Here is a 10187-nt window from a genome sequence, read left to right as displayed (position 1 = left end):
ATCTGGGCGAGCGTCGTCTTGCCGAGCCCGGGCGGCCCGACGAACAGCACGTGGTCGAGCGCCTGCCCGGTCTTGCGGGCGGCCTCGATGAAGATCTGCATGTTGGCCCGGGCCGCGCGCTGGCCGATGAACTCGGACAGGCTCAGCGGACGGATCGTCTGGTCGACGTCCTCGGTCCGCTTCTCCGGCGTCAGAAGCGCGTTGGTCGGCGGTTTCGGCTTGCTCATAAACCCTGGCTTCCGGACCCTCTCAGCGTGGACCGAGCGCGGCAATCCCCGAGCCGGGGCATCTGCAGGGCGCCGTCGCGTGTGGGCCCGATCTCCTTAACGGCGATTGCGGGGAAATCTAAGCGCCGGCACTCGCGATGAAACCGAAACGGTCGGCCGCGCATTTCCGCATCAATCCCGAAGCACGGCCGCAGGGCGCTCTCTCCATCATGACATTTCGCACGACCGCACTCGGCGCAGCCGCCGCGCTTCTCCTTGCCACCGCGGCGGCCCAGGCCGCGGCGGATCCGATCGAGACGAAGGTCGCCGATGCCGGCCCGCAGGTGCATGCCATCGCGGGTGCCGATCGGGACGACGAGGCCAGCTGCAGCCGGACTCGTCGCCGTCTGTGGATCGAGGGTGAGGGCTGGGTCGTCCGTCGCATCACCACCTGCCGCTGAGCCTACCCAAGTCGTCCAGCGTTAAGCAGTCTTCGCGGCTGGAGCAGCGGAACGGCGTGAGGTGTGCTCGGTTCCCCTGCATCCTGCGCGACCGGCGCGTTCTTACGGAGTGGAACCGGCCCATGGCGATCCGGACAATCCTGCCGCTCATGGCCCTCATCCTGGCCACGCCCGCTGCGGCCCAGGGCTTCGGAGGTCCTGCACCCTACGCTCCGGCCTACGGGGAGGGGTACGGTTTCGCCGGAGAATTCGTGCGGGGCGACTATATCGGGGCGCCCTTGACCCACGTGCCACGGCCCACCGAGATTGTGCCGTCACCCTGGAGCTACGGCACCTATGGCGTTCCCACGGTCTCCGGCATCGCAGCAGCCCCGACGGCCCGGCCGACGCTGACGGTGATCCAGGCGGCCGGCTCAAAGGGACGCCAGCGCCTCGGGGCCGTGGCCGAGGAACGGACGGCCGGAGCCCAGATCATCGCGGTTCGGGTTCCCCGTCGCTGAGCGCGGCGTACCAGGCCGCATAGGGCGTGGTACGTACCAGATGTCGGTTGAGATCGGGCGCCCCGTCGCGCCACCAGACCGGCCCGCGCTCGCCCAGCCCCACCTTGGCGGCATCGACCGTCGCGCGGGCCGCTTTGAGAGCCTCGGCGGCACCGGACACGCCGTCGCGCTCAGACTGCTTGGCCACCTTCACGGCACGGCGAGCCGCCATCAGATCGTCCACCAGATCCGATCGACGCTCCGGCGAAAGATCGGGGTTCGCGCTGCGCCAAAGTCGTCCGCGAACAATGATATAGCGCCGGTCCGGGGTAGTTATTGCTACGCTCATATTATTATCTGGCCCGTTTGTGGTGGGTTAAGTCTTCTGCGCCAGACTGCGGATATCCTGTCCAGGTCACGCCATGCAGATCGTCATCGTCGATTCGAGCCGGGTCGTTCTTCAGATCATCACGTCGCTGATCGAGCCCCGGGGCCACACCGTACATGCCTTCACGGACTCGGCCCACGCGCTCGCATTCCTCAAAGGCACGCCGGCCGTGCGTGTCCTCATCACCAGCCTTGAGGTCCGGCCGCTCTGCGGGCTCGAATTGTGCTGGTCCGCGCGGTTGCTCGCAGAGGAGCGGGGGCCTCTGCACGTCATCACGATGTCGTCGATCCGCAACGTCCGCAGCCTCGCCGAGGCGCTGGACAGTGGTGCCGACGACTTCATCGAGAAGCCGCCGAGCGCCGAGGAGCTGAACGCGCGGCTGCGCGCGGCCGAGCGCCTGACCACCATGCAGGAAGAGCTGATCCGCCTCGCCGAGACGGATCCGCTGACCGGGGCCCTGAACCGGCGCGCGTTCTTCAACCGGGCCCGCATCGCCGCGGCTCAGAATGGCCGGCCCGGCGGCGTCTCGGCGATCCTGGCCGACATCGATCACTTCAAGCGCATCAACGACCGGTACGGGCATGATGTCGGCGACCTCGCGATCACGGCCGTGGCCGATCTGATCGCCGGCGGGGGTATCGGCGGTCGGCTCGGCGGCGAGGAATTCGCCCTGATCCTGCCGGGATGCTGCATCGCGGATGCGACCGCCCGGGCCGAGCGCCTGCGTGCGAGCGTGCAGGATCTTCGGATCCGCGCGGGCAACGCGACCGTCACGCTGAGTTGCAGCTTCGGCGTCAGCTGCTGGATCGATGGGGACAGCGTCGAAGCGTTGATGAAGCGGGCGGATATTGCCCTCTACGCAGCCAAAAGCGGCGGGCGGAACCGTGTCGTGGCGTCCTCGGACCACGCGATGCCAGTCGTCGCGTAATGAGCCAGCGGCGCTGCCCCATATCGGAACGCCGCAATTAAGCATCACGCCGCCATATCCCGGAACGGGACGCGGCCTGATTAAAATCACCTGATTTGGCGGCATATATGCCGATATAAAGCTTAATATTTCTGAATTCGTGGTGGAACAGTTCTTGGAACTTAGCCTCCGATCCCGGACGTCTGTATCGAGCCGGGAGAGTGGAGTGCGAGGCAATGAGTACCGCCGTTGGCGTCCTGATCCTGGATGAGCCGCAGGACCTGAGCGCGACTGTCCGCGCCACCCTGGAACACATGCCGGAATTCCATACGATCGGCGAGGCCGATCTGGAGTTCACCAATACCGAGCACGCGGTCGCCCTGGTCTTCCTCGACGAGATCCGGCTCGCCGACGGGATCGCGCGCATCGTCGATCTCAAGGAGCGTCAGCCGCGCCTGCGCACCCTGGTGGTATTCGGTGCGCTGACGGCCGACGATCTCCGCGCCCTGCTGACCGCAGGCGCCGACGCCTTCGTGGCGCGCTCGAAGGCCCCGCGCGAGCTCGCGGCGGCGCTCCTCGCCCTCGCTGAGGGCTCAGAATGTCTGGTTCCGCCGGAGCAGCCCCTGGCGCTGTCCAACGAGCCGGCCGACAGCCTCGGGCTGACGCCGCGCGAGGCGGAGGTGCTGCGCTTCCTCAGCTCGGGCTTCAGCAACAAGGAAGTGGCCCGGCGCCTCGCGCTCAGCGTACGCACGGTCGAGACGCACCGGCTCAACCTGCGGCGCAAGACTCAGACCGGCCGCCTGAAGGACCTCGTTTCCCTGGCGCGCCAGCTCGGGCTGGCCCCGGTCGTGGATACGGCCGATCAGGTCCGACGCAACGTCGACCGGCGGTCGCCTAGCAACACCATCCAGTCCCGGCACTGATCGAAGATCGTGAGACCGCGCAGGGTGTCGCCGCGTCAGGCGGCACCGACCTACGCGTCAGCTCCGACCCGCGCGTCGGCTGCGGCGTGCGACGGGGCTTCCGCCTTGGTGGCCGAAGCGTTGGCGGCCGCAGCCTTGTTGGCCGAAGCCGTGTGGGCCGAAGCCTTGTTGGCCAAAGCCTTGGGCCGCGCCTTCCGTCCCTCAGAACCCCGCTTGGCGGCCGGCCTGACCCGCTTGCCGCCCCGCGCCGCGCCCTCGCTCGCGGAGAGCCGGGCCTGGAGCAGCGCGAGCACGGCAGCCTCCTCCGACCTGAGGCTGGAGAGATCCTCGCTCAACTCGGACTCGACGACATCCTTCACGTGTTCGAGCAGGCCCCCTTCCATGTAGCAGTCGAGGACTTGCGGATGGATGTAGCACTTGCGGCAGATGGTCGGCGTGTTGCCCAGCCGCCCCGCCACGCTCTCGATCGCGGCCCGGACATTGCGCTTGGCGGCCGCGTCGCTGTCGAAGCTCTCGAAGGCGCGGAGCGCGAGGGCGGCCAGCACCGTGCCGGCCCAGGTGCGGAAATCCTTGGCGGTGAAATCCTCGCCCGTGATCTCGCGCAAGTAAGCGTTCACGTCCGAAGAGCTGACGTCGCGCTGCGTGCCGTCCGCATCGATGTACTGGAACAGCTCCTGCCCGGGCAGGTCCTGGCAGGCCTTCACGATCCGGGCGACGCGGCGGTCCTTCAGGGACACGTCCCAGGTCTTGCCGCTTTTGCCCTTGAAGCGGAACGACAAGGCGGATCCTTCGATGCGGACATGCGGGTCGCGCAGGGTGGTGAGCCCGTAGCTCTTGTTGGTGCGCGCGTAATCGTCGTTGCCGACGCGGATCAGGGTCGTCTCCAGCAGGTGGACGACCGTGCCGAGCACCTTCTCGCGGGGGAGCCCGGGACGCTTCATATCGGCATCGACCCGCTGGCGGATTCGCGGCAGCGCATCCGCGAAGGCCATGATCCGCGCGAACTTGTTGGCCTCGCGCGCCTGCCGGAAATCCGGATGGTAGCGGTACTGCTTGCGCCCCTTGGCGTCCCGGCCGGTTGCCTGGATGTGGCCGTTGCGGCGCGGGCAGATCCAGACGTCCGTGTAGGCCGGTGGGATGGCGAGCGACTTGATGCGGGTCAGCACCGCCTTGTCGCGCACCGGGGCGCCCCGCGCGTCGAGATAGCGAAAGCCGGTGCCGCTGCGCTTGCGGGTCAGACCCGGCCGGCCGTCGTCGACGTAGGCCAACCCGGCCTCCTCCGCGGCTTCGCGCAGGGTCCCGCCGCCTTCGACCGTCTCGACCGCCGCCATCACCCGTTCCTCCCGCATACGCCGCCGGTTGCCCGCCCGGCGAGAAGGCTTCGGTCAACCGGCCGTACGCGAGCCCTGTTCCTGGCCTGCGCATCCGCCGCAGGCCGATCCGCCGCGGTGTGCTAGAGGGCTGCGATGACGCGTGCCGCCCCCGAAAACCTGCCCGCTCCGATGCGCCGAATCGCCTTCGTGGTGACGGAGGACTGGTTCTTCGCCTCGCACTTCCTGCCGATGGCGCGGGCCGCCATCGCCATGGGCCTGTCGGTCACCGTGGTCACCCGGGTGCGCGCCCATCGCGCCGCCGTCGAGGCGACCGGCGCCAGGGTCGTGCCCCTGGAGGCGGAGCGTTCGAGCCTCAATCCCATGGCCGCCGGCTATGCGGCCGGGCAGCTCGCCGGGATCCTGAAGGCGCTCCGGGTCGACATCGTCCACTGCATCGCGCTGCGCGGGATCCTGGTCGGCGGCACCGCCGCCGCGATGGCGGGCATCCCGGCGCGGGTCTACGCGCTGACCGGCCTCGGCCTCATGGGCGCCCGCAGCGACCGGCTGGGCTACGCGGCGCGGCTCGGCCTCCGGGGCTTGATCCGCGGCCCGCTCGCCTCTTCGCGCACCCGTTTCCTGTTCGAGAACCCGGACGACGCCCGGGCCTTGGGCCTCGACCCGCTGGATCAGGCGGTCACCGTCATCGGCGGCGCCGGGGTCGACCCCGCCGCCTACCGGCCGCACCCTCTGCCGCCGATGCCGCCCCTGCGCGTCGCCCTGGTGGCGCGCATGCTGTGGTCGAAGGGTGTCGACGTCGCCGTCGAAGCCGTCCGCCTCGCCCGTGCCCAGGGCGCACCGGTCGAACTCGATCTCTACGGCGCGCCGGACCCGTCGAACCGCCGCGCGATCGCCGAGGCGACGCTGCGGGAGTGGAGCCGCGACGGCGTCGCGTGGCACGGGCCTACCGCCGATGTCCCCGCCACCTGGGCGTCCCACCACGTCGCCTGCCTGCCGTCCCGGGGCGGGGAGGGCCTGCCGCGCACGCTGCTGGAAGCCGCCGCCTGCGGCCGGGCGCTGGTCGCCTCGGATGTCCCGGGCTGCCGCAGCCTCGTGCGCGACGGCGTCGAGGGACTGCTCGTCCCGCCGGAAGACGCGCCGGCACTGGCACGGGCTTTGGTTCGGCTGAGCCGCGACCCCGCCCTCGTGGCGAGCCTCGGCGATGCGGCGCGGGCGCGGATCGAGGCGGACGGCTTCACCGAGGCTGCGGTGACCGAGGCCGTCTGCGCCCTGTGGCGCGACCTGCTGGAGGGTTGAGGATGCGCCCGCCCGACGATCCCGCCGGCTTCATCCGTGCCAACACCCGCCTGATGCCGGTTCCCCACGCCCCCGAGATCCGGCTCCATGTCGCCGACGAGGCGACCGCGCTGTGGGAGAAGACCGAGGAAGAAATGGAGTCGATCGGCCTGCCGCCGCCCTTCTGGGCCTTCGCCTGGGCAGGCGGTCAGGCGCTCGCCCGCTACATCCTCGACAATCCGGACCGCGTAACCGGCGCCCGGATCATCGACTTTGCGTCGGGCTCCGGCCTCGTGGCGATCGCCGCGGCGCGGGCCGGCGCCCAGCACGTCACCGCCAGCGATCTCGATCCGTTCGCCATGGCGGCGATCCGCCTGAATGCCGCCGCCAACGACGTGGCGGGCCTGATCGAGCCGGTCTCCGACAATCTCCTGGGGACGGAACCTGAGGTCGATCTCGTTCTGGCAGCCGACGTCTTCTACGAGCGCGACCTCGCCGAGGCGGTGACGACGTGGCTCTTTGGCTTGCAGGCGCGCGGCGTTCAAGTCCTGATCGGCGATCCGGGCCGCACCTACCTGCCGCGCGACCGCCTCGAGTGTCTGGCGACCTACGCGGTTCCCGTCTCGCGATCCCTGGAAGACACCGAGATCAAGCGAAGCCATGTCTGGCGGCTGCGCCCATGAGTATCGCCAACGGCAAGCGTCTCGATCGATTCACCCAATCGCGGCGCGCCGACGCGCCGAGGGTTCTTCCGGGACCGAAATGCGCTACCCTCGCCTTGGCCCACGCGGCGTGTCGGGCAGGCGCCAGATCGTTCGACGTCCCGAATTCGGGCGTCCCGCCGCGGAAGGTTATCCGATGAATATGCAGTCGAGCGCCATGCCGCATTCCGCCCGCGTCGTCGCCTTCTCGGGAAGCGCCAAGCGCCCGTCCCGGACCCGCGTCCTGGTCGAGGCGCTCGGGGCCGAACTCGGCCGCCTGCGCCGGATCGACCTGACGGTCTACGACCTGATCGATGCCGGCCCGGGTCTCGGAGCGACGCAGCGCGACGCCTTGTCGGCCTCGGCCGCGCACCTGATCGCGGCGATCGAGGGCGCGGATGCGCTGATCGTCGGAACGCCCGTCTACCAAGGCGGTTACGCCGGGTTGTTCAAGCACGTGTTCGACTTTGTGGATCCGGCCCGGATGGCAGGAATGCCGGTGGCGATCACCGCCACGGGGGGCGGCCTGCGCCATGCCCTGGTGGTCGAGCACAGCCTGCGGCCCCTGTTCGGCTTCTTCGCCGCGCACGTGGCGCCGACCTCGGTCTATGCCGGCTCCGACGATATCTCCGACGGCCAGATCCTCGACCGGACGGTCGCGACCCGGATCGGATCGGCGGCGGCGGAACTCGCGGCGCTGATCGACGTGGCGCGGCCGGTGGACGTGGCCGTACTGAACGCCCGGTAGGGTTATTCCGGGCGTGGCGATCGGGGCGAAGCGCCAAGCATCCGACTCGCACCCTCGTCCAACCGACGACTCGAAATGACACGCGAAAGCGATGCGGTAACGCACTCCCCGGGGTCGCAGCCGGCCCTAAGTGCTGAGACGAGTCATGCTCATGCGCGAGGGATCATGTCAGGTTCTCCGATCTCGGTCGGCACGGCCGCGCCGACCGCGCTGCCCGCGACTTACGTCACGGCCTCCGGGATGCCGCGCTACAACCCGGTCGCGCAGGCCCTGCACTGGCTGACGGCCGCCCTGTTCCTGGCCGTCCTGCCGCTGGCCTGGGTGGCGATCAGCCTGCCGCCCGCGCCCGCCAAGGGCAGCATGTTTGTCCTGCACAAGTCGGTCGGCCTGACGATCCTGGCGATCGTGGTTCTGCGGATCGTCTGGCGCATGATCCGGCCCGCCCCGCCGGATCCCCAGGCGCCGCGGCTCCTGACGCTGATCGGGCGCATCAACCACTTTCTGCTCTACGCGATCTTCCTGATCATGCCGATCAGCGGTTACCTGCTGAGCGCCTTCTCGGGCCGCGACACGCCGTACTTCTGGCTGTTCACGATCCCGGGCCTGACCAAGGACGAGGGGCCCCAGAAAATCGCCGAATCGATCCACCTCGTCGGACAGTGGTTCGTCTACGCCCTGGTGCTCCTGCACATCGCCGGCACCGCGTGGCACCTGATCATCCGTCGCGACGGTCTTCTGGAGCGGATGCTGCCGGTTCAGGACGGCCGCAATTCGTCGCTGTAGCGGCTACTCCACGCGGCGCAGCACGAAGGTCGTACCGACCTCCGGATCGCGCCGCCAGCGGCCGTCGCCGCTCGGCACGAGGTCGATGCTGTGGCCGCGCTTGGCCGTGAGGGTCATCCGGCCGTTGGCGTAGCGCCAGCGGACCGGATCGAACACCTCCAGGCCGCCATCGTGGCAACCGGGAACGACGTGGACGCCGCCGCCCGCCGCATCGAGCGTGAGCCGGCAGGTGTCACGCTCCTGGAACCGGTCGAGGGTGTAGAGCCCCGGCGCTGGGCCGGGCGCCACGGCCGTGGCGGTCGCCGAGGGCTGCAACTCGGCCGGAAGGGGCGCCGTCGCCTGAAGCGGGGAGGGGGCGGAGGACGTCGCCGTGGTCGGCTCTGCCTCGGTGGCTGCCGCGGCGGCCGGACGCATGCCCACGGTATCGAGCGGGACGAGACTGTAGTGCTCGCCGTTCTCCAGCTTGGCGACGAGGCTGTGCTTGTCGGGGCGCCGGACGAATTCGAGGATCGGGCGCACGTTCTTATCGACCAAGCTCACGCCGTCATTGACGAACAGCCATCCGGCGATCCCGTTCATGATCGGCAGGGCCCGCCGGCAGCCCGCGGGAAAGCGCAGGCGCCGGCCAGCGTCGCCGCTGTCGAGGGCCAGCGTCATCACGCAGCGCCGGTTGGTCCCATCCCGCGACAGATCCCAGGTGCCCGGAGCCTCGCCGAGCCTCTCGGGGAGAGTTGGCAGGGCGGTCGGAACCGCAGGCGTCTCCACAGGTGCGGCCTCGGGCGGCGCATCCGGGGCATCCTGCGCCGCGGCGGGCCATGCCGACAGGGTGAGGGCGGCGAGCAGGGCAGCCGAGGCCGGCTTCACGATTTCGGTCTCCACGGCGTCTCGGCGACGGGCGTCAGCGGTCCCCGCCCCTCGAACCACGAGACGACGTTGTCGACGACGAGCTGGGCCATCGCCGCACGGGTGTGCTCGGAGGCCGAGCCGACATGTGGCAGGAGCACCGTGTTGTCGAGGGCGGCGAGATCCTCCGGCACGTGCGGCTCGTTCTCGAACACGTCGAGGCCGGCCCCCAGGATCGTGCCGGCCTTCAGCGCGGCGGTGAGCGCCGCCTCGTCGACCAGGGTACCCCGCGCCACGTTGATCAAGATGCCTTCCGGCCCCAGCGCCTCCAGCACGGCGGCATCGATCAGGCCGCGGGTCTCGGGCCCGCCGGGGGCGACCACGATCAGGATGTGGACCGCCCTGGCCATCCCGATCAGGCTGTCGTGATAGGTGTAGGGCACGTCCGCCTGACGGCGCCGGCCGTGATAGTCGATCGCGACCCCGAAACTCTCCAGCCGCCCGGCGATCGCCCGGCCGATCCGGCCGAGCCCCAGGATGCCGACGCGCCGCCCGCGCAGCGAGGCGGTGAGCGGGAAGGGGGCCTTGGGCCAGTGGCCGGCGCGCAGGTAGCGGTCGGCCTGCGGAAGCCGTCGCAGGGTGGCGAGGGTGAGGCCGATCGCGAGGTCGGCCACCTCGTCGGTGAGCACGTCGGGCGTGTTGGTGACGACGATGCCACGCTCTCGCGCCGCCACGGCATCGACCGCGTCGTACCCGACACCGAAATTGGCGATGAGTTCGAGCTTCGGCAGCCGGTCCATCAAGGCGGCATCGGCCCCGCCGCCGACGACCAAGGCTCGGATCCGCGGTCCGACCTCGGCGAGCAGGGTGTCGGGATCCGCGGCACCGGCGAGCCGATGGACGATGTGCCGCCCTTCGAAGGCCGCCTCCACCAGCGGGTGCATCTTCCGCAGGAACAGAATCTCGGCCGGCGCATCAGGCATCGCACACTCCCACCTTCGGCCGTTCGGCGGCACGGCCGGCTCCCCCATCCCGGCATAGGGCCTCGACGGGGTGCAACGCCAGCGGGATCCGGCGCGGCCCGTGACATCCGCTCGCCGGCGCCGGGCGGCCATATGACAGGGGCGGGGCTCGCCCCTTTC

Annotated in this window: 12 protein-coding genes and 1 pseudogene; 8 read left to right on the top strand and 5 right to left on the bottom strand. The window is 70.0% G+C overall.

Going from position 1 to position 10187, the window contains the following annotated elements; translation table 11 throughout:
* Positions 1-227 (bottom strand): annotated as a pseudogene (locus MKK63_RS04885) (Holliday junction branch migration DNA helicase RuvB); the annotation flags it as partial.
* Positions 228-436: 209 nt separating this feature from the next.
* Between MKK63_RS04885 and MKK63_RS04880 the strand changes: the two are divergent.
* Entirely contained in the window at positions 437-667 is a 231-nt protein-coding gene (locus MKK63_RS04880; RefSeq protein ID WP_243999217.1) for a hypothetical protein, read from the top strand.
* A gap of 122 nt (positions 668-789) precedes the next feature.
* A complete protein-coding gene (locus MKK63_RS04875) occupies positions 790-1167 on the top strand; it encodes a hypothetical protein (protein WP_243999215.1) in 378 nt (125 codons plus the stop codon).
* On the opposite strand, the gene MKK63_RS04870 is transcribed toward MKK63_RS04875, so the two are convergent.
* Positions 1139-1495 (bottom strand): hypothetical protein, encoded by a 357-nt coding sequence (locus MKK63_RS04870; protein WP_243999213.1) that lies wholly within the window; start codon positions 1493-1495, stop codon positions 1139-1141. The two genes, MKK63_RS04875 and MKK63_RS04870, sit on opposite strands and share 29 nt — an antisense overlap.
* A 73-nt stretch (positions 1496-1568) precedes the next feature.
* Here MKK63_RS04870 and MKK63_RS04865 point away from each other — a divergent pair, with 73 nt between their 5' ends.
* Entirely contained in the window at positions 1569-2462 is an 894-nt protein-coding gene (locus tag MKK63_RS04865; RefSeq protein ID WP_243999211.1) for a GGDEF domain-containing protein, read from the top strand.
* Between the two features lie 215 nt (positions 2463-2677).
* Positions 2678-3364 carry a LuxR C-terminal-related transcriptional regulator gene (locus MKK63_RS04860; protein ID WP_243999209.1) on the top strand — a complete coding sequence of 229 codons (687 nt, stop codon included), beginning with the start codon at positions 2678-2680 and terminating at the stop codon, positions 3362-3364.
* A gap of 50 nt (positions 3365-3414) precedes the next feature.
* Here MKK63_RS04860 and MKK63_RS04855 read toward each other — a convergent pair whose 3' ends face one another.
* Positions 3415-4695 carry a DNA topoisomerase IB gene (locus MKK63_RS04855; protein ID WP_243999206.1) on the bottom strand — a complete coding sequence of 427 codons (1281 nt, stop codon included), beginning with the start codon at positions 4693-4695 and terminating at the stop codon, positions 3415-3417.
* 135 nt (positions 4696-4830) lie between these two features.
* Here MKK63_RS04855 and MKK63_RS04850 point away from each other — a divergent pair, with 135 nt between their 5' ends.
* From MKK63_RS04850 to MKK63_RS04835, 4 genes are all read left to right on the top strand, one after another.
* Positions 4831-5991 (top strand): glycosyltransferase family 4 protein, encoded by a 1161-nt coding sequence (locus MKK63_RS04850; RefSeq protein ID WP_243999205.1) that lies wholly within the window; start codon positions 4831-4833, stop codon positions 5989-5991.
* Between the two features lie 2 nt (positions 5992-5993).
* Positions 5994-6653, top strand: a complete 660-nt coding sequence (locus MKK63_RS04845; protein WP_243999203.1) for a class I SAM-dependent methyltransferase — start codon at positions 5994-5996, stop codon at positions 6651-6653.
* Positions 6654-6828: 175 nt separating this feature from the next.
* Positions 6829-7419: an NAD(P)H-dependent oxidoreductase gene (locus MKK63_RS04840; protein WP_243999202.1), complete on the top strand. Its 591-nt coding sequence runs from the start codon at positions 6829-6831 to the stop codon at positions 7417-7419.
* A gap of 165 nt (positions 7420-7584) precedes the next feature.
* Positions 7585-8202, top strand: coding sequence for a cytochrome b (locus MKK63_RS04835; protein WP_243999200.1), 618 nt, complete (start codon positions 7585-7587; stop codon positions 8200-8202).
* Between the two features lie 3 nt (positions 8203-8205).
* On the opposite strand, the gene MKK63_RS04830 is transcribed toward MKK63_RS04835, so the two are convergent.
* Positions 8206-9066: an AprI/Inh family metalloprotease inhibitor gene (locus tag MKK63_RS04830; RefSeq protein WP_409564474.1), complete on the bottom strand. Its 861-nt coding sequence runs from the start codon at positions 9064-9066 to the stop codon at positions 8206-8208.
* Positions 9063-10028, bottom strand: a complete 966-nt coding sequence (locus tag MKK63_RS04825; RefSeq protein WP_243999196.1) for a 2-hydroxyacid dehydrogenase — start codon at positions 10026-10028, stop codon at positions 9063-9065. Before MKK63_RS04825 ends, MKK63_RS04830 begins: the two co-directional genes overlap by 4 nt.
* Positions 10029-10187: the final 159 nt, after the last annotated feature.

Source organism: Methylobacterium sp. J-088, assembly GCF_022829295.1.
Taxonomy (GTDB): Bacteria; Pseudomonadota; Alphaproteobacteria; order Rhizobiales; family Beijerinckiaceae; genus Methylobacterium.
The sequence above is the reverse complement of the archived record's forward strand: the minus strand, read 5'-3'. Positions and strand labels throughout refer to the sequence as shown.

What these genes read in the sequence shown, in the direction of transcription:
- MKK63_RS04875 (WP_243999215.1), top strand. Translation starts at nt 790, where the DNA reads ATGGCGATCCGGACAATCCTGCCGCTCATGGCCCTCATCCTGGCCACG.
- MKK63_RS04840 (WP_243999202.1), top strand. Translation starts at nt 6,829, where the DNA reads ATGAATATGCAGTCGAGCGCCATGCCGCATTCCGCCCGCGTCGTCGCC.
- MKK63_RS04865 (WP_243999211.1), top strand. Translation starts at nt 1,569, where the DNA reads ATGCAGATCGTCATCGTCGATTCGAGCCGGGTCGTTCTTCAGATCATC.
- MKK63_RS04835 (WP_243999200.1), top strand. Translation starts at nt 7,585, where the DNA reads ATGTCAGGTTCTCCGATCTCGGTCGGCACGGCCGCGCCGACCGCGCTG.
- MKK63_RS04880 (WP_243999217.1), top strand. Translation starts at nt 437, where the DNA reads ATGACATTTCGCACGACCGCACTCGGCGCAGCCGCCGCGCTTCTCCTT.
- MKK63_RS04850 (WP_243999205.1), top strand. Translation starts at nt 4,831, where the DNA reads ATGACGCGTGCCGCCCCCGAAAACCTGCCCGCTCCGATGCGCCGAATC.
- MKK63_RS04860 (WP_243999209.1), top strand. Translation starts at nt 2,678, where the DNA reads ATGAGTACCGCCGTTGGCGTCCTGATCCTGGATGAGCCGCAGGACCTG.
- MKK63_RS04825 (WP_243999196.1), bottom strand. Translation starts at nt 10,028, where the DNA reads ATGCCTGATGCGCCGGCCGAGATTCTGTTCCTGCGGAAGATGCACCCG.
- MKK63_RS04845 (WP_243999203.1), top strand. Translation starts at nt 5,994, where the DNA reads ATGCGCCCGCCCGACGATCCCGCCGGCTTCATCCGTGCCAACACCCGC.
- MKK63_RS04855 (WP_243999206.1), bottom strand. Translation starts at nt 4,695, where the DNA reads ATGGCGGCGGTCGAGACGGTCGAAGGCGGCGGGACCCTGCGCGAAGCC.
- MKK63_RS04870 (WP_243999213.1), bottom strand. Translation starts at nt 1,495, where the DNA reads ATGAGCGTAGCAATAACTACCCCGGACCGGCGCTATATCATTGTTCGC.